Consider the following 18,549-nt stretch of genomic DNA (forward strand, 5'->3'; position numbering starts at 1 on the left):
TCCGCGTGTGGACGTGCGACTGCGGCACCACACATGACCGCGACGTCAACGCTGCGCGCAACATTCTGGCCGCCGGACTGGCGGTTACAGCCTGTGGAGCGGGTGTAAGACCTCAACGGGAGTCCTCCCGGACGGGGCAACTTGCTGCGAAGCAGGAAACCCTCACTGCGAAGTGAGGAATCCCCCTCGTTCACGAGGGGGAGGATGTCAACCTCGACTGCGACACAGGTTCCGACGACGCGATCCGCCACGCACAGCGCGCCCCTGTCCGAAGCCGACTGCGACGAGTTCGAAAGGATCGGGACTCCCGCCGCCACGGGTGCCGCGAAGCTCGTTCGGCACCGCATCGCACACGATCCGGTGGCCGGCGAGGGGAAGGCGATGTGTCCTCACCCGTCCACGACCCCCTGTGCGTGGCCTGCCTCGTGCGGCCGGACGTCATCACGGAGAGCGTCGAGGCTTTCGTGCACGTGGAGACGACGGGCAGTCGCACTCTCGGTGAGCTCGTCGTGGACACGCGGCCCTGGTGTCGGGAACCGCCGACCGCGACAGTCGCGCTTCGAGCGTCGGCCGGCGTCTACCGCGACTTCCTTCGGACCGCCTTCCGTGCAGGGGCGGACGTTCCCCGGGCTGCGGGCCGGGACCATCCTGTCTGAGCCCGGGCCCCTCGGCGCAGCCGCCGGGTTCGGTCGGAAGAAGCTCAGCCGCGCTCGCGCAACCGGGCGTTCCGGTCTGACGTTTGCTGTGCCGTATCCGCCGGGCAGCCATGAGGAGCGGCGGAGGGAGGCGGCGGCATGGCCGAGCTGAGGGACGAGAAGGACCGCAACCGGGACTACCGGGCGGGGCAGTTGCACGCGGCGGTGGCCGCTCTGCAGAACATGGCGGGGGTCGGCAGCGGCCGGATGATGAGCCCCGGGTTCGTCTCCCTCGCCGCCACGTCGCCCGGCAGGAACGTGAGGGGCGCCCTGTTCGAGGTCGGCCAGTACCTCGTCAAGGCCGCCGAGCACTCGAACGGGCGGGGACAGGCCGCGGACGAGATCTTCGCTACCCTGCCGAAGCTGCTGCGCGGCTGCGGCGGGCTCGTGGACGGGCTCGGCGCGCAGGGGCAGGAGGAGTTCAAGGAGGGTTGCCGGGACCAGTTCGAGGTATACCGCGAGAAGTACGGTTCCGTGGTCGGCTGAGCGCAGCGCTCAACTCGCCTCCGGCGCGAGCCTTCTGGCGTAGCGGACCTCGGGCACCGGGGTGCCGTCGACCTCGTACGGCTCCTCCACCCCGTCCGGCGCGAACCCCGCCCGCTCGTAGAACCGGCGGGCCCGCGCGTTCTCCTCCAGCACCCACAGCCGGAGCGCGGAGTGGCCGAGTCGGGGGGCCTCCTCCAGCACGCGTTCCATCAGGGCCCGCCCGGTGCCCGTGGACAACTGGTCGGGGTGGACGTAGAGCGCGTACAGCTCCCCGTCGCCCGGGCCGGAGTCCTCGTCGCGGCACGGTCCGAACGACGCCCAGCCCACCACGCGCCCGTCCAGCTCGGCGACGAGGTTCACTCCTCGGCCACGGCCGAAGAACTCCCGACGCCGGGCCGCGTCCTCCGCGACGCTCATGGCGTCCAGATGGGGCTGCGGCATCAGACCCGCATAGGCGAACTGCCATCCCCGCACCCGGACGGTGGAGACCGCTTCGATGTCGTTCTCGGTCATGGGGCGTATCCGTGCACGCATGACCGGCAGCGTAGGGCTCGGGGAGACAGGCAGCACCTGGATAAGAAGACGGACAGCAGTGCCTCACATCAGCATCAGCTGGGTGGCCCCGTCCGCTTCCGGCTCCTGTGCGGGCGGTTCGGGAATGCGTCGCGCGGTACCGGAACGAGACGGCCCGATGCCGAACTCCGTCGCGCACTCGTGGACCTGGCGGGTGATCATCCGCTGGTACCAGTGCGGGGCGTACGCGCCGCGGCCGTACATCGTCTCGTAGCGGGACACCAGGTGCGGGTGGTACCGGGCCAGCCAGGACATGAACCACTCGCGGGCCCCCGGCCGCAGATGCAGCACCAGGGGCGTCACCGAAGTCGCCCCGGCCTCGGCGACAGCGCGCACGGTGGCCCGCAGTTGCTCCGGGGAGTCGCTGAGGAACGGGATGACCGGCGCCATCAGGACAGCGCACGGGACGCCGTTCTCGTTGAGGGTGCGGCACACCTCCAGCCGTCGCTCGGGGGACGGGGTGCCGGGTTCGACCGTGCGCCACAGTTCCCGGTCCGTGAAGCCCACCGACACCGAGGTGCCGACCTGTGCCACCTCGGCGGCCTGCCGGAGCAGGTCGAGGTCGCGCAGGATCAGAGTGCCCTTGGTCAGGATCGAGAAAGGGTTGGCGTAGTCGCGCAGCGCCTCGATGATGCCCGGCATCAGCCGGTAGCGGCCCTCGGCCCGCTGGTAGCAGTCGACGTTGGTGCCCATTGCGATGTGCTCGCCGGTCCAGCTGCGGGAGGCCAGGCGTCGGCGGACCAGCTCCGGGGCGTTGATCTTGACGATGATCCGGGAGTCGAAGTCCCGTCCGGTGTCCAGATCGAGGTAGCTGTGGGTCTTGCGCGCGAAGCAGTAGACGCAGGCGTGGGTGCAGCCGCGGTACGGGTTCACCGTCCATTCGAACGGCATCCGGGAGGCGCCCGGCACGCGGTTCACGATCGACCGGGCGCGGATCTCGTGGAACGTGATGCCGCGGAATTCCGGGGTGTCGAACGTGCGGGTGACCGCCTCGGTGTCGAAGAGCGCGGGCTCCCCCGTGGTGGCGGTGTCGTCGCTCAGACCGTCCCAGCGCATGGACGTCTCCTTTCCTCGCACTCCTTTCAAGTTAGAACAGATATTCGAATGACGCCACCGGGTTTCGGCGAGGCGCCCTGACCTCGATTTGGGCGTCTCCGCCGCCGGTGATTGGCTTGCGACCGGCACGCACGCATGCCCGGAGAGCCCGGAGTGCCGTCAGAACACGGAGGAACTTCCATGGCGCAGGTCGAGGCCACGACGGAGCGGATCATCGCGGCGGACCCGGAGGCGGTCTTCGCGGCGCTCGCCGACTACGAGGGGACCCGCGTGTCGCTGCTGCCGGAGCACTTCAGCGAGTACGAGGTGCGCGAGGGCGGCAAGGGCGAGGGCACCGTCGTGCACTGGAAGCTCCAGGCGACCAGCAAGCGCGTGCGCGACTGCCTGCTCGACGTGACCGAGCCGAGCCCCGGCCGCCTCGTCGAGACGGACCGCAACTCCTCGATGGTCACCACCTGGACCGTCACCCCGGCCGGCGAGGGCCGTTCGAACGTCGTCGTCTCCACGGTGTGGAACGGGGCCGGCGGCATCGGAGGCTTCTTCGAGCGCACCTTCGCCCCCAAGGGCCTCGGCCGCATCCACGACGCCGTCCTCGAGCGGCTCGCCGCCGCCACCGAGGCGAAGTAGATCGGATCGGGCGGTCCCGCACGCTGCGGTGACCGTCACCGGATCGAGTGGTTTCACCTCCGGTGCCACGATGCACCGGAGGTGCGCGGCCGGGCGTCGAATGCGCTGATGGGCGCCTGTGAGCGCCCCTCCGGGAAGCCGCCGCTCCGGCTTCCGCCAACTCCCCCGCCCGCCTGCCGAGTTGCTCAGCTCTGTCGCGTAATGCGAGAAATGAGCACGGGTGCAGGCCGGCTGAGGGGAAACGGTTCGTGGGCGGGATCGGCGTAGACCTGACCGGCGCGGCCGGAGCGGAGAGCGCACTCGACGCGCCCGGACACATCCCGCCGGCTCATACCCCCTCCGGACCGTCCGTCACGGAACCGGACCCGGGAACGTCGGCCGACCGCCGCCGCATCCGCCTGGTCTTCGTCGGCCTGATGCTCAGTCTGCTGCTCGCGGCCCTCGACCAGACGATCGTCGCCACCGCACTGCCGAAGATCGTCGGAGAACTCCACGGCCTGGAACGGATGTCCTGGGCGGTCACCTCCTACCTGCTGGCCTCCACCGTCGGACTGCCGCTGTACGGCAAACTCGGCGACCTCCACGGCCGCAAGCGCATCTTCCTGCTCGCCATCGCCGTGTTCGTCATCGGCTCCGCCCTCGCCGGCCAGTCGCGCACGATGAACGAACTCATCGCCTTCCGCGCCGTTCAGGGCATCGGCGGCGGCGGTCTCATGATCGGAATCCAGGCGATCATGGCCGACCTGGTCCCGGCCCGGGAACGCGGCCGCTACATGGGCCTCATCGGCGCGGTCTTCGGGCTGGCCTCCGTCGCCGGTCCGTTGCTCGGGGGCTTCTTCACCGACCACGCGTCCTGGCGCTGGTGCTTCTACATCAACGTGCCCTTCGGCCTGGTCACCTTCGCCGTCGTTGCGCTCGTGCTCAAGCTGCCCCGGCCCGCGGTCCGCGCCCGGCTCGACGTGCTCGGTTCGGTGCTCCTCGCCGCCTGCTCCACCTGCCTCGTGCTGATCACCAGTTGGGGCGGCACGGAGTACGCCTGGGACTCGCGCGTCGTCCTCGGGCTCGGCGCCGGTGCCGGCGGAACCGCGCTGCTCTTCCTCGTCGCCGAACGCTTCGCCCGCGAACCGGTCATCCCCCTCCGGCTGTTCCGGGACTCCGTCTTCACGATCACCGGCCTCGTCGGTGCGGTGGCCGGGGTCGCCCTGTTCGGCGCGGCAGCCTACCTGCCGACGTTCCTGCAGATGGTCGACGGCGCCACCGCCACCGAGTCCGGACTGCTGATGCTCCCCATGATGGGCGGCATCGTCGTCACGTCGATCGTCTCCGGCCGGCTCATCAGCCGGACCGGCCGCTACAAGGTCTATCCGATCGCCGGCTGCGCCGCGGCCGCGGCCGGAATGGGACTGCTCTCCCGGCTCGACGTGGACACCTCGCGTCTCGAGTACAGCGTGTGGATGGCAGTGCTCGGTGCAGGACTGGGACTCGTGATGCCGGTGCTCATCCTCGCCGTGCAGAACTCGGTGCCGCCGGCCGACCTGGGGGTCGCCACCAGCGCCAACAACTACTTCCGCCAAATCGGTGGTTCGGTCGGCGCCGCGGTCTTCGGGACGCTGTTCACCAACCGGCTGGCGGACCGCCTGATCACCGAGGTGCGGCCGCCGCCCGGCGTCGTCCTGCCGGATCCGGAGTCGATCACGCCGCAGCTGGTGCACGCCCTGGACGCCCCGCTCCGCGACGGCTACATCCGCGCGTACGCCGAGTCGATGCCCCGCATCTTCCTCTACCTGGTTCCGGTTCTCGTCGTCGGCTTCCTGCTCGCCTGCCTGCTCAAGGAGAAACCCCTGGTGTCCCACCACTTCCCGGCCGAAGCCGTGCTTCCCGCCGAAGCCGTCGAGCCCGTCACCGTGCCCCCCGCCCGCGAGGCCGCGGCATACCCGCACCCGCGGCGGGAGAGCGCCGCGGCCGCGGGGCTGCCGGTGTGCGGGGCCGTGCGGCACCACGACGGAACGACCGTCCCGCAGGCGGCGTTGACCCTCATCGACGTCGGCGGCCGGCAGATCGGCCGCGGCGCCTCCGGGCAGGACGGACGGTACGCCCTGAGCACGCCGGGTACCGGTTCGTACGTGCTGATCGCCTCCGCCGGCGGACACCAGCCGCACGCGGTGACGGTGACCGTGGGCGACCGGCCCGTCGAACTGGACGTCGTCCTCGGCGGGGCCGGGCGGCTCGCCGGAAGCGTCACCACGGCCGACGGCACGCCCGTGCGGGACGCGGCCGTGACCCTCACCGACGTGCGCGGCGAGGTCGTGGCCTCCACCCGCAGCGGCCGCGAAGGGGCTTATGTCATCGGCGAGTTGGTAGCGGGGGAGTACACCCTCGCAGCGAGCGCTCCCGCCTACCGGCCGGCCGCCCTGCCGGTCACCGTGCAGGCCGCCCGCGAGACCCGCCAGGACATCGAACTCGCGGGCGGCGCAGTGCTCCGCGGGACCGTGCGCTCGCACGGAGGACGAGCCGTGGAGGACGCCCGGGTCACCCTGCTGGACGCGGCCGGCAACGTCGTCGACTCGCTGACCACCGGCGTGGACGGCGCCTTCCGGTTCGTCGACCTGTCGGCGGGGGAGTACACGGTCGTTGCCGCCGGATACCCGCCCGTGGCCACCGTGCTCCAGGTGGCGGGCGGCGGGCGCACCGAACGGGACCTGCAACTCGGCCACAAGGACTGAGAGCGGGGAGTCGCCCCGGGATCCCGCTGCCCGGTGCCGGCCGGCTCCCCGCATGCCGGCGCCGCCGCCGGTCCTGCGGGAGAATCCCGATTCCGCCGCAGACCGGCGTGCCGATGCCCGCTGCGATAGAACTGATGCCATGCCGAAGATCCTCATCTCGGCGGACATGGAAGGCGCCACCGGCGTCACCTGGCCCGCCGACGTACTCCCGGGCAGCGAGCAGTGGCAGCGCTGCCGCCACATGTTCACCTCCGACGTCAACGCGGCCGTCGCCGGGCTCTTCGAGGGCGGCGCGGACGAGGTCCTCGTCAACGAAGCCCACTGGACGATGCGGAACCTGCTGCTCGAGCAGCTGGACGACCGGGCGCAGATGCTCACCGGCCGGCACAAGTCGCTCAGCATGGTCGAGGGCGTGCAGCACGGCGACGTGGACGGCATCGCCTTCGTCGGCTACCACACCGGCGCCGGCACCGAGGGCGTTCTGGCCCACACCTACCTCGCCAACTCCATCACCGGCGTGTGGGTCGACGGCCGCCGGGCGAGCGAGGGCCTGCTCAACGCCCTGGTGGTGGCGGAGTACGGGGTTCCGGTGATCCTGGTGACCGGAGACGACCGCACCGTCCTGGACGCCGGGACCTACGCCCCGCAGGCCCGCGGCGTGGCGGTCAAGGACTACGTCTCCCGTTACGCGGCCGTGTGCCGGACCCCGGCATGCACGGCGGCTGACATCCGCTCCGCCGCCAAGGAGGCGGTCGCGCTGGCCGTCCGGCACGAACCCGCCGAGGACGGGCCCTTCACCGTCGAGATCGAGTTCGACGCGGAGCACCTGGCGGGAGCCGCAACCGTGGTTCCGGGGGTGGAGCACACCGGCGAACGGCGCGTCGCCTACAGTTCGGCCACCATGTACGACGGTATCCGCTGCTTCAAGGCGGTCACCACCGTCGTCTCATCCGCGGTGGAGGAGCAGTATGGCTGAGCGGGTCGACGAGCAGGCGCTGGACGAGGTGGTCCGGTTCACCTCCGACCTCATCCGGATCGACACGACCAACCGCGGCGGTGGGGACTGCGTCGAGCGCCCGGCCGCCGAGTACGTCGCGGAACGGCTCGCCGAAGCGGGCCTGGAGCCGACACTGCTCGAGCGGACGCCCGGCCGCACCAACGTCGTGGCCCGCATCGAGGGCAGTGACCCGTCGGCCGATGCGATGCTCGTGCACGGGCACCTCGACGTGGTCCCCGCCGAACCGGACGACTGGACCGTCCACCCCTTCTCGGGTGAGATCCGCGACGGAGTCGTCTGGGGCCGCGGGGCCATCGACATGAAGAACATGGATGCGATGATCCTCGCCATGGTGCGCGCCTGGGCGCGCGCCGGGGTGCGGCCCCGCAGGGACATCGTCCTGGCGTTCACCGCCGACGAGGAGGACAGCGCCGACGACGGTTCCGGCTTCCTCGCCGACCACCACCCCGCGCTGTTCGAGGGTTGCACCGAGGGCATCAGCGAGTCCGGGGCGTTCACCTTCCACACCGGCTCCGGCCTGCGGCTCTACCCGATCGCCGCGGGGGAGCGGGGCACCGGCTGGCTGAAGCTCACCGCTCACGGCAGGGCCGGTCACGGTTCCAAGGTCAACAAGACCAACGCGGTCAGCCGGCTCGCAGCCGCTGTCACCCGGATCGGGGAACACGAGTGGCCGGTGCGGCTCACCCCGACCGTCCGGGCGGCGATCACCGAACTGGCCGGCCTGCACGACCTCGAGGCCGATCTGTCGGCCACCGACCCGGACGAACTCGCCCGCGAGGTCGACGCGCTGCTCGGCAAGCTCGGTCCGGCCGCCTCCCTGATCGCCCCCACGGTCCGCAACAGCTCCAACCCGACGATGCTGGACGCCGGTTACAAGGTCAATGTCATTCCGGGCAGCGCCACCGCGTTCGTCGACGGCCGGATGCTGCCGGGCGCCGAGGACGAGTTCCAGGAGACGCTGGACCGGCTCACCGGACCCGACGTGGACTGGGAGTTCCACCACCGCGAGGTGGCCTTGGAGGCCCCCGTCGACTCGCCGACGTTCGCGGCCATGCGGGAGGCCGTCGAGCACTTCGACCCGGACGCCCGCGCCGTGCCGTACTGCATGTCCGGCGGCACGGACGCCAAGCAGTTCTCCCGGCTCGGCATCACCGGTTACGGCTTCTCCCCGCTGAAGCTGCCGGAGGGCTTCGACTACCAGGCGCTCTTCCACGGGGTCGACGAGCGGGTCCCGGTCGAGGCCCTGCATTTCGGAGTCCGGGTGCTCGACAGGTTCCTGATGCACGACACGGTCTGAGCGCATCCGGCGCGCCGGCCGCCGGCCCCGACCACACGTCGACAGCAGTTCGCAGGAGGCAGGAAACATGGTGTCCACGGCCCCGTACGGGACCTGGGAGTCGCCGATCACCGCCGAGATCGCCGCGGCCCACGACGGACGGCCCGAGTACGTGGGCGCGGTCGGCGAGGAGGTGTGGTGGACCGAGCCGCGGCCGGCCGAAGGCGGCCGCCGCGCGCTGGTCCGCCGCCGCGCGAACGGCGAGCAGTCGGTGCTCCCCGCACCGTGGAACGCCCGCACCCGGGTCATCGAGTACGGCGGCCGGCCCTGGGACGGCTGCCCCCGCCCGGACGGCGGCCCTCTCGTGGTCTTCACCGACTTCGCCGACCAGCGGCTCTACGCCTGTGAACCGGATCTCCCCGGCTCCCCCGAGCCGCGGCCGCTGACCCCGCTCTCCCCGGTCGGCGGCGGACTGCGCTGGGCCGACCCGCTGATCGTTCCCGGCCGGGGCGAAGTGTGGTGCGTACTCGAGGAGTTCACCGGTCCGGAACCGACCGATGTCCGACGGGGCGTCGCCGCCGTGCCGCTCGACGGCTCCGCCGCCGACGACCGAGCCCTGGTGCGTGAACTCAGCGACGGCGCCCACCGGTTCGTCACCGGGCCGCGGCTCTCCCACGACGGCAGGCGGGCCGCCTGGATCGCCTGGGACCATCCGCGCATGCCGTGGGACGGAACCGAGGTCCAGGTCGCCGAGGTCACGGAGGACGGAGCGTTCACCGGCATTCGCACCCTGGCCGGCGGACCGCGGGAGTCCGTCGCCCAGATCGAGTGGGCGGCCGACGGAACGCTCGTCGCCGCCACCGACCGCTCCGGGTGGTGGAACCTCCACCGCGTCGACCCCGGCACCGGAGCTTCGACCGAACTCTGCCCGCGCGAGGAGGAGTTCGGCGGCCCGATGTGGAAGGTCGGCCTGCGCTGGTTCGCGATACTGCCCACCGGGCTGATCGCCGTCCTGCACGGCCGGGGCGACGCGGTCCTCGGCATTCTCGACCCCGAGACCGGCGAACTCGTCGACGCCCCCGGCCCGTGGACCGCATGGGCCCCCGCCCTGGCCGTCCAGGACACCTGCGTGGTCGGCGTCGCCGCCGGCCACCACCGGGGATACGAGGTCGTCGAACTCGACACGGCCACCGGCCACACCCGCGTCATCGGCTCGCCGCACGTGGACGCCGTCGACCCCGCCTACCAGCCCTCGCCGCAGCTGCGCACCTTCACCGGACCGGACGGCCGCGACATCCACGCCCACATCCACCCGCCGCGCAACCCCGACTGGACCGCCCCGGAGGGTGAACTGCCGCCGTTCGTCGTCTGGGTGCACGGCGGGCCCACCGGCCACAGCCCCTGTGTCCTGGACCTGGAGATCGCGTACTTCACGTCGCGCGGCATCGGCGTCGCCGAGGTCAACTACGGCGGCTCCACCGGCTACGGCCGTGAGTACCGCAACCGGCTGCGCGGCACGTGGGGCGTGGTGGACGTCGAGGACTGCGCGGCAGTCGCCGAAGCCCTCGCCGACGAGGGAACGGCCGACCGCGCCCGGCTCGCCATCCGGGGCGGCAGCGCCGGAGGCTGGACGGCCGCCGCTTCCCTGGCCGGCACCGACCTGTACGCCTGCGGCACCGTCATCTACCCGGTGCTGGACCTCGAGAGCTGGGCCGGCGAGACCCACGACTTCGAATCCCGCTACCTCGAGAGCCTGATCGGCGACCGGGCCGAACACGCCGAACGGTACGCCTCGCGTTCGCCGCTGAGCCGGGCCGAGGGCATCAGCGCTCCGTTCCTGCTGCTCCAGGGGCTCGACGACGTCATCTGCCGGCCCGAGCAGTGCGAACGCCTGCTGTCGAAGGTGGCCGGGCGGGGCGTCCCGCACGCCTACCTCGCCTTCGAGGGCGAGAGCCACGGCTTCCGGAGGAAGGACACCATGGTCCGCGCGCTGGAGGCAGAACTCTCCCTGTACGCACAGGCCATGGGCTTCCGGACGTCCGGCGTTGCGACGCTGGAGCTGACCACATGAGCGCCCCCGCCGTCCCGCTCGGGATCACCCCGCTGACCCGCCCGCGGGCCCTGCGTGCCGGCGACCGCGTCGCCGTCGTCGCCCCGAGCGGACCGGTACCCCGCGAACGCCTCGACGCGGGCCTGGACTTTTTGCGCGGCTGGGGCCTGGTGCCGGTTGCCGCAACCCACACCCTCGACCGGCACCCGCGGTTCGGCTACCTCGCCGGAACCGACGAGGCGCGCGCCCGCGACCTGCAGGACGCCTGGTGCGATCCGTCGGTCGCCGCCGTGCTGTGCGCCCGGGGTGGCTACGGCGCGCAGCGCATCGTCGACCTGCTCGACTGGGACGCCCTGCGTGCCGCGGGCCCCAAGGCCTTCGTCGGCTACAGCGACGTCACCGCCCTGCACGAGGCATGGGCCACCCGCCTGGGCCTCGTGACGCTGCACGGGCCGATGCCCGCGTCCGTCTCCTTCCTCGAGGACACCCCGAGCCGCGAGCAACTGCGGCAGGCCCTCTTCGAACCGTTGGAGCCCCGCGTGCTGACCTCGCCCGAGGCCCGCACAATGGTTCCCGGCCGGGCGAGCGGCATCACCCTCGGCGGATGTCTGAGCCTGCTCGCCGCCGAACTCGGCACCCCGCACGCCCGGCCCGGCGCGGCCGGGGGCATCCTGCTGCTGGAGGACGTCGGGGACCGGCCGTACGCGCTCGACCGCATGCTCACCCAACTGCTGCGCGCCGGCTGGCTGGACGGCGTGGCGGGTGTCGCACTCGGCTCCTGGGAGGACTGCGGCCCCTACGAGGAGGTGCGCTCCGTGCTGCTCGACCGGCTCGGCGGGCTCGGCGTGCCGGTCGTCGAGCAGATCGGGTTCGGGCACTGCGCCTCGACCGCCACCGTGCCGCTCGGCGTCCCGGCGGTCCTGGACGCCGAGGCGGGCACCCTCACCGTCAACGCCCCCGGCGCCTGAGAACGATGAGCCCACGGATGAGCCACGACCTCGCGGGCGGTTCCTTACCGCCGCCGTTCCGGCAACTCCGCGCAGTCGGGGCGCCGTTCCCCGAGCAGCCGCAGCTGTGGGCGCTCAGTGTTTCCGCGTACCCGCTGCGGCCGGTGGACGACGGCATACTCGACCCGGCGGAGCGGCAGCGTGCCGCGCGCTTCGTCCGCCCCGCCGACCGCGACCGCTACCGGGTCGCCCACGTGGGGCTGCGGCGACTGCTCGGCGCGTATCTCGCCGCCGCTCCTGAACGGATCGAGCTGACCCGCGAACCGTGCCCGGGCTGCGGACGGGGGCACGGCCGGCCGGCGGTGGCGGGAGCTCCGCTGCACTTCTCGCTCAGTCACGCCGGGGACCTCGTCGTGTTCGCGGTCGCGGACGCTCCGGTCGGCGTCGACGTGGAGGAAGTTCCGTCCCCCGAGGCCCTGTCCGGGCTCACCGGCGCGCTCCACCCGGTGGAGAGCGCCGAACTCGACGCGCTGCCCGCTGACGCGCGGCCGGGTGCCTTCGCCCGATGCTGGACGCGCAAGGAGGCGTTCCTCAAGGGCACGGGCCTGGGGCTCGGCGGCGAACCGGCCGGGGTGTGCGTCGGCGCGGGCCCGGAGCCGCTGGCGCCCGCGGGCTGGCACCTGACCGACGTCGCCGTCGCGGAGGGTTACGCGGCGGCCTGCGCCGTCCGGCATCCGGATTCCTGACATTCCCCCGACGCCGCCTGGCACTCGGTGCCACACTCGGGGCATGACGCGATCAACAGCCGGCACGACCACCGCCTGGACGGCCCTCGGCGGAGACCCGGAACTGCCGGAGCGGATCGTCCACGACGGGCCGCGGAACGTCCTGCCGAGCCGGCTGCCGGTCGCCGAACTCGCCCGATCGTGCGTGGCCGTGTGCGCGCTGGCCGCCGCGGAGGCGAGTGCCCACCGCACCGGCTGCCCGGTTCCGTCGGTCACCGTGGACGACGGCGCCGTCGCCGCCGCCTTCGTCAGCGAGCGTCTGCTGCGGATCGACGGCCGTGCCCCCGAGACCTTCGCGCCGCTGTCACGTTTCTGGCACACCGCCGACGGCACGCTGCGCACCCACGCCAACTACCCCCACCACCGGGAACGGCTGCTCGCCGCCCTCGGCGTCCCCGACGGCCCGGGCACCGCGGAGCGGGTGGCGGCCGAACTGGCCGCGCTCCCGGTCCGCGAGGCGGAACAGCGGATCCACGCGGCCGACGGGCTGGCCGTCGCCGTCCGCACCCCGCAGCAGTGGTCTGCCTCCGCCGAGGGCCGGGCGGCGGCCTCCGGCCCCCTCGTCCGCATCGAACGCACCGAGGACGGCAGGGCCGGCACCGCACCCGCCCCGGCCGGTGTCGCGGCCGACCCGGGCCGGCCGGCCGCGGGCCTGAGGGTGCTCGACCTCACCCGTGTCCTGGCCGGCCCGGTCGCCACGCGCACCCTCGCGCTGTACGGCGCCGACGTGCTGCGCATCGACAGCCCCCGCCTGCCCGAGTCCGCCGACCTGCACGCCGACACCGGGTTCGGCAAGCGCTCGGCCGTACTCGACCTCGGCAGCCGCTCGGGGCGTGCCACGTTCGACGAACTGCTCGCCGCTGCCGACGTCGTGGTCACCGGCTACCGGCCCGGCGCCCTCGACCGGCACGGCCTGGCACCGCAGGAACTCGCCGAGCGCCGGCCGGGCCTGGTCATCGCTCAGCTCAGCGCCTGGGGCAGCGAGGGCCCCTGGGCCGGGCGACGAGGTTTCGACAGCCTCGTCCAGGCCGCCTGCGGCATCGCGGTGGTCGAGCGGAAACCCGACGGCAGCCCCGGCGCCCTGCCCGCCCAGGCCCTCGACCACGGCACCGGATACCTCATCGCCGCCGCCGTGCTGCGTATGCTCACCGAACGCACTGACTTCGCCGGCACCCTGACCGCGCGCTTCGCCCTGGCCCGTACCGCCGCCTGGCTCACGGACGAACTCGCACCCGGAACCGGACCCGTCGAGGGCGACTCCCCGGATCCCGTGCACTGGACCGCCGAGACCCCCGGTCCGCTCGGCACGGTCCGGCACGCCCTGCCGCCCGCCCGCTTCGACGGATCGCCACAGGACTGGGCCACGCCGCCCGTGCCCTGGGGAACGTCGGAAACGACGTGGAGGAGTTGACGGGGCTTCGCATAGGATCTCGCGGTGTCCGAAACCGAGTACCTGGCCATCGGCAACCGCGTGGCCATCCGGCCCCTCGACCGAGCGGACCGCGAGGAGTACCTCTCCCTGGTGCGCGAGAGCGCGGAGCTGCACCACCCCTGGATCGCGCCGCCGGCCACGCCCGAGGAGTTCGAGGCGTACGCGGCCCGGTTCCACGGGCCCGACCGCGAGGGCTTCGTCGTCTGTGAGCGGACGACCGGCGCCATCGTGGGCGGGATCAACATCAACAACATCGTCCGCGGCGCCTTCCGGTGCGGCGCCCTCGGCTACGCCGCGTTCGGGCCGTCCGCCGGGCGCGGCTACCTGACCGACGGCCTTGCCCTGGTGATCCGCCACGCCTTCGGACCGCTGGGGCTGCACCGCCTCGAGGCCAACATCCAGCCCGGCAACCAGGCGTCCCGCCGCCTCGTCCAGCGACTCGGGTTCCGGCTGGAGGGGCTGTCACCCGACTTCCTGTTCGTCGACGGTGCCTGGCGGGACCACGAACGCTGGGCGTTCACCGCGGAGATGGCCGGCTCACTGCCCTGACGTGAGCCCGACGCCCGCTCGCAGCCGAGCCAAGCTGTGACCATGGGCTCCGCCCTTCCCCCGTGCCTCGGATCGGGCTCCCGGCTCGTGAAGTCGTCCATCGGTGGAACCGGCGACCGATGATCACCATGGGCGGACCGTACGCGGGGACACCGGATGGTGGCAGGGCGAGGCCGCCCCGAGGTTCCCGGACGCCGCACCGGCCGGATCAGCCGCTCATGGGATACGGCCTCGCCCCGGCGGGCCGACGGCCAGCGGGAAAACCGTGGCGCTCCGGACCGGGACGCGGTCCAATGTCCCCATGCGCCGCACCGTAGTCATCGATGCCCCGTCGAACCTCGGCCTGCGCCCGCCCGCCCCCGGGACCGTTCCCGGCTGCTACAAGCTGCCCGGGGCGCTGCGCGACCGGCGGCTGCTGCAGCGCATCGGAGCGCTCGACGGCGGGGTGGTCGTCCCGCCCCGCTACGACCGCGGCGACTGGCAGCCCGGGGAGGGGGTCTTCAACGCCGCCGGGATCGCCGCGTACACCCCCCGACTCGCCGACCGCGTCGAACAGCACGTGCGGTCAGGTGACTTCCCCCTCGTCCTGGGCGGCGACTGCGGCATCGCCCTCGGCTCCGCCCTGGCCTTCCGCCGCACCGGCCGGTACGGGCTCGTCTACCTCGACGGGCACGACGACTTCCGTCACCCGGGCAACGCGCCCCATGTGGGAGCCGCGGGCGGAGAGGCGCTCGCGCTGGTCACCGGACGCGGCCAGGCGGACCTGACCGACGTCGAGGGGCTGCGCCCGTACGTCCGCGACGAGGACGCCTTCGCGTTCGGCATGCGCGACGGGGAGATCGAGCGCGACGAACTCGCCCGGCTGGGCATACGCCACGCATCCGTGTCCGACCTTCGCGGACGCGGCCCCGGCGCGTACGCGCGCGACGTCCTGCGCCACGTCCACGAGGCCCACCTCGACGGATTCTGGATCCACCTGGATGCCGACGTCCTGGACCCGTCCGTCATGCCCGCCGTGGACTGCCCGGACCCCGACGGCCTCACCGTCGCCGAACTCAGCGCCCTCCTGCGGCCCTTGACGGCCTCACCGCGATGCGCCGGCTTCCAGCTCACCATCTACGATCCGGACCTGGACCTCAAAGGCGTCTGCGCCGAGCTCCTCGCCGGTCTGCTCCAGGACCTTTTCGCCCGCGGCTGAAGCACCAGGCGCCCTGTTCAGACGGGCCGCGACCGTGTTCCATGGTCGCCGGGGACGCCGATGAGGGCGGCCCGTGCGAGTGCGAGTGAGCGAGGTTGCCGTGCCCACGACCGTGCGACGGACCGTACTGACCCTGCCGGGCGTGCCCCTCGGGCCCGGCAACCCGCTGCCCGCGCTGCGTCCGCGGGACGAAGCGCACCGGATCGACGACCGTGAACGGGCCGCGCTGCCCTCCGACATGCGGCGCCAGGTCGGCTGGGAACCGCTGCGTTCCCTCCTGCCCGTCCGGATCCGGGACGGCTACGACCGCGACCGCCACCTGACCGACCTCGAAGCCATCGTCATCGAGAACGACCGCCTTCGGGCCACCGTCCTGCCCGGGCTCGGCGGCCGGGTGCACTCCCTGCACCACAAGCCCAGCGGCCGTGAACTCCTCTACCGCAACCCGGTGTTCCAGCCCGCGAACTTCGCCCTCAACGGTGCCTGGTTCTCCGGCGGCATCGAGTGGAACATCGGCGCCACCGGACACACCGTCCTGTCATGCGCCCCGCTGCACGCCGCCCGCGTGCACGCCCCCGACGGCGGCGAGATGCTGCGCCTGTGGGAGTGGGAGCGGCTGCGCGACACCCCGTTCCAGGTCGACCTGTGGCTCCCCGAGGGCTCGGACTTCCTCCATGTCGGAGTCCGGATCCGCAACCCGCACGACCGGCCCGTCCCGGTGTACTGGTGGTCGAACACCGCCGTCCCGGAAGGGCCGTCCTCCCCGGGCACCCGCATCCTGGCCCCCGCCGACGAGGCATGGCAGTTCGGCTACGAGCGCAGTCTGCGTCGGGTCCCGGTGCCCGAGTGGGACGGGGCCGACCGCACGTACCCGCTGCGCAGCGAGTACCCGGCCGACTTCTTCTACGAGGTCGCCGCCGCAGACCGCCGCTGGATCGCCGCGCTGGACGCCGACGGCCAGGGCCTGGTCCAGACGTCCACCGGCCGGCTGCGCGGCCGCAAGCTGTTCGTCTGGGGATCCGGCCGCGGCGGACGCCGGTGGCAGGAGTGGCTGACCGAGCCCGGAACAGGCGGCTACGCGGAGATGCAGGCCGGCCTCGCCCGCACCCAGCTGGAGCACGTACGCCTCGACGCGGAAGCCGAGTTCAGCTGGCTCGAGGCGTACGGCCCGCTGTCCGCCGACCCCGTGGCCGTGCACGGCGACGACTGGGGCACTGCCCGCGCCGCGGCCGGATCGCAGCTCGAAGCGGCCCTGCCCGCACGGGCGGTGGAGGACGCCTACGCTCTCTGGCTGCCGTACGCCGACCACGAGCCGAAGGAGACCCTGGCCACCGGATCGGGCTGGGGCGCACTCGAGGTGGCGCGCGCCGGATACGAGCTGCCCGGCACCCCGTTCGACGCGTCCACGCTCGGCGAGGAGCAGCGCCCCTGGATGGAGTTGCTGCGTACCGGCATCTACCGCGGAGTGCAGGGCGACCTTCCGCCCGCTCCCGGGCCCGTCTCACCGGAGTGGCGCGACATGCTGGAGACGGCCGAGGCCGCCCCCTCGGAGCGGCACGAACTCGAACACCGCCTGGGGGTCGCCCAGTGGGCCGCGGGCGACCGTGCCCAGGCGGTGCTCAGCTGGGAGCGATCGGTCCAGCGCGGCCCGAAGTGGCCGTCCTTGTACTGCCTGGCCGTCGCCGACCAGGAGTCGGACCACACCGAACGAGCCGCGGAGCGCTACCTCTCCGCCTTCGAGGACGCACGGACGGGCGAACCCGACAGCGCAGCCTGGACCGCGGTGACGACGGCGCTGGCCCGCGAGACGGTTCCGCTGCTGCTCGAGGCGGGCCGTCCGGGAGACGCCCGTCGCGTGCTGGAAGCGTTGCGCCCGGCCGTCCGGCACACCGGCCGCTTCCGGCTGCTGGAGGCGCAGACGCTGCTCGCCGAGGGCGATTCCGGAGCTGCCCGTGCCGTCCTCGACGAGGGGTTCGCGGTCCCCGACCTGCGCGAAGGCGAGGAGACGCTGGAGAACACCTGGTGCGCGGTGGCGGAGCGTCTGACGGCCGGTGACGGCCCGGTCACCGAGGAGGCTCGTGCACGCGCCCGGGCGGAGCACCCGCTGCCCGGCCGGTACGACTTCAGGATGCGGCCACACGGCTGAGTCGGAACCGATCCGGGTGACACAGGAATGCGCCGGCCGGGTCCGCTCGTTGTGCGGGGCATGAAGGCAGTGACGATCAACGCATACGGCGAGACGCCGCAGATCACCGAACAGCCCGACCCGAAGGTCGGTCCCGACACCGTGCTCGTGCGCACCCGGGCCGCCGGGGTCAACCCCGTGGACTGGAAGGTCACGGCGGGATACCTCGACCAGATCATGTACGTGCACTTCCCCCTCGTCCCGGGCTGGGACGTCGCGGGCGTGGTGGAGCGGGTCGGTCCGTCCGTCACCGAGTTCGCGCCCGGCGACGAGGTGATCGGTTACAACCGTCAGGACCACGTCCAGAACGGCACCTATGCCGAGCTGGTCCCCGTCCCGGTGCGCGCGCTGGCGCGCAAGCCAGCCTCCCTGAGCTGGCAGCAGGCGGCCGGACTGCCGCTGGCCGGCCTCACCGCCTACCAGTCGCTGCGCGCGGCCGGGGCCGGCAAGGGCGACACGGTACTCGTGCACGCCGCGGCCGGCGGAGTGGGGTCGTTCGCCGTGCAGATCGCGAAGGCGCAGGGCGCCCGCGTCATCGGCACCGCGAGTGAGCGCAACCACGACTACCTGCGCTCGCTGGGGGCGGAGCCGGTGGCCCACGGGGACGGGCTCGTCGAACGGGTGCGCGCCCTGGCGCCCGAAGGCGTCGACGCCGCACTCGACTTCGTCGGCGGGGACGCGATCGCGGCCTCGCTGGACCTGGTGAAGGACCCCGCCGGTGCGGTCTCGATCGTCGACCCCGCCATCGCCTCCTCCGGCGGCCGGTACGTCTTCGTCCGGCCGAGCGCCGAGGACCTCGCAGCACTCGGCGAACTCGCCGACACGGGCCGGCTGACCGTCAACATCGACCGGGAGCTGTCGCTGGCAGAGGCGGCGGAGGCGTTCAGGGTCAGCCAGGAGGGGCGTACCCGCGGCAAGATCGTGCTGACCGTCTCCCCCTGAACCCGAG

The 18,549-nt window shown here is 72.7% G+C and carries 17 protein-coding genes; 15 read left to right on the forward strand and 2 right to left on the reverse strand.

The genetic code is table 11. The features are described 5' to 3' along the window. From M1E25_RS23040 to M1E25_RS23045, 3 genes are all read left to right on the forward strand, one after another. A partial coding sequence (locus M1E25_RS23040; RefSeq protein ID WP_251410352.1) for a zinc ribbon domain-containing protein occupies positions 1 to 176 on the forward strand: 176 nt, incomplete at its 5' end. A 207-nt stretch (positions 177 to 383) separates the two neighbouring features. After that, entirely contained in the window at positions 384 to 656 is a 273-nt protein-coding gene (locus M1E25_RS25965; protein ID WP_372501335.1) for a nucleoside hydrolase, read from the forward strand. A 138-nt stretch (positions 657 to 794) separates the two neighbouring features. Then, positions 795 to 1,181, forward strand: coding sequence for a hypothetical protein (locus M1E25_RS23045; RefSeq protein ID WP_251418772.1), 387 nt, complete (start codon positions 795 to 797; stop codon positions 1,179 to 1,181). 9 nt (positions 1,182 to 1,190) lie between these two features. Here M1E25_RS23045 and M1E25_RS23050 read toward each other — a convergent pair whose 3' ends face one another. Together M1E25_RS23050 and M1E25_RS23055 are read right to left on the reverse strand one after the other, a co-directional pair. Next, positions 1,191 to 1,715: a GNAT family N-acetyltransferase gene (locus M1E25_RS23050; RefSeq protein ID WP_251418774.1), complete on the reverse strand. Its 525-nt coding sequence runs from the start codon at positions 1,713 to 1,715 to the stop codon at positions 1,191 to 1,193. Between the two features lie 63 nt (positions 1,716 to 1,778). Next, the gene (locus M1E25_RS23055) at positions 1,779 to 2,810 is read right to left on the reverse strand and encodes an Rv2578c family radical SAM protein (protein WP_251418776.1); all 1,032 of its coding nucleotides are present in this window, start codon (positions 2,808 to 2,810) and stop codon (positions 1,779 to 1,781) included. A gap of 180 nt (positions 2,811 to 2,990) precedes the next feature. Here M1E25_RS23055 and M1E25_RS23060 point away from each other — a divergent pair, with 180 nt between their 5' ends. The 12 genes from M1E25_RS23060 (at position 2,991) to M1E25_RS23115 (ending at position 18,542) form a co-directional block, all read left to right on the forward strand. Beyond that, a complete protein-coding gene (locus tag M1E25_RS23060; RefSeq protein ID WP_251418778.1) occupies positions 2,991 to 3,437 on the forward strand; it encodes an SRPBCC family protein in 447 nt (148 codons plus the stop codon). 248 nt (positions 3,438 to 3,685) lie between these two features. Next, complete coding sequence (locus M1E25_RS23065) at positions 3,686 to 6,160, forward strand: MFS transporter (RefSeq protein ID WP_372501338.1); 2,475 nt, start codon at positions 3,686 to 3,688, stop codon at positions 6,158 to 6,160. Between the two features lie 139 nt (positions 6,161 to 6,299). Beyond that, positions 6,300 to 7,136, forward strand: a complete 837-nt coding sequence (locus M1E25_RS23070) for a M55 family metallopeptidase (RefSeq protein WP_251418780.1) — start codon at positions 6,300 to 6,302, stop codon at positions 7,134 to 7,136. Then, positions 7,129 to 8,475, forward strand: a complete 1,347-nt coding sequence (locus M1E25_RS23075) for a M20/M25/M40 family metallo-hydrolase (RefSeq protein ID WP_251418782.1) — start codon at positions 7,129 to 7,131, stop codon at positions 8,473 to 8,475. Before M1E25_RS23070 ends, M1E25_RS23075 begins: the two co-directional genes overlap by 8 nt. Before the next feature lie 67 nt (positions 8,476 to 8,542). After that, positions 8,543 to 10,525: a S9 family peptidase gene (locus tag M1E25_RS23080; protein ID WP_251418784.1), complete on the forward strand. Its 1,983-nt coding sequence runs from the start codon at positions 8,543 to 8,545 to the stop codon at positions 10,523 to 10,525. Then, positions 10,522 to 11,472 (forward strand): S66 peptidase family protein, encoded by a 951-nt coding sequence (locus M1E25_RS23085; RefSeq protein ID WP_251418786.1) that lies wholly within the window; start codon positions 10,522 to 10,524, stop codon positions 11,470 to 11,472. Before M1E25_RS23080 ends, M1E25_RS23085 begins: the two co-directional genes overlap by 4 nt. 17 nt (positions 11,473 to 11,489) lie before the next feature. Then, positions 11,490 to 12,197 (forward strand): 4'-phosphopantetheinyl transferase family protein, encoded by a 708-nt coding sequence (locus tag M1E25_RS23090; protein ID WP_251418788.1) that lies wholly within the window; start codon positions 11,490 to 11,492, stop codon positions 12,195 to 12,197. Between the two features lie 43 nt (positions 12,198 to 12,240). Next, positions 12,241 to 13,647: a CoA transferase gene (locus M1E25_RS23095; protein WP_251418790.1), complete on the forward strand. Its 1,407-nt coding sequence runs from the start codon at positions 12,241 to 12,243 to the stop codon at positions 13,645 to 13,647. Between the two features lie 24 nt (positions 13,648 to 13,671). Next, positions 13,672 to 14,217: a GNAT family N-acetyltransferase gene (locus tag M1E25_RS23100; protein ID WP_251418792.1), complete on the forward strand. Its 546-nt coding sequence runs from the start codon at positions 13,672 to 13,674 to the stop codon at positions 14,215 to 14,217. Between the two features lie 301 nt (positions 14,218 to 14,518). Continuing rightward, the gene (locus tag M1E25_RS23105; protein WP_251418794.1) at positions 14,519 to 15,415 is read left to right on the forward strand and encodes an arginase family protein; all 897 of its coding nucleotides are present in this window, start codon (positions 14,519 to 14,521) and stop codon (positions 15,413 to 15,415) included. 100 nt (positions 15,416 to 15,515) lie between these two features. After that, positions 15,516 to 17,561, forward strand: a complete 2,046-nt coding sequence (locus tag M1E25_RS23110) for a DUF5107 domain-containing protein (RefSeq protein WP_251418841.1) — start codon at positions 15,516 to 15,518, stop codon at positions 17,559 to 17,561. A gap of 60 nt (positions 17,562 to 17,621) precedes the next feature. Further along, on the forward strand, positions 17,622 to 18,542 hold the full coding sequence (locus tag M1E25_RS23115) for an NADP-dependent oxidoreductase (RefSeq protein WP_251418796.1): 921 nt from the start codon (positions 17,622 to 17,624) through the stop codon (positions 18,540 to 18,542). Positions 18,543 to 18,549: the final 7 nt, after the last annotated feature.

The organism is Streptomyces meridianus (genome assembly GCF_023703325.1).
In the GTDB taxonomy this organism is placed as follows: domain Bacteria; phylum Actinomycetota; class Actinomycetes; order Streptomycetales; family Streptomycetaceae; genus Streptomyces; species Streptomyces meridianus.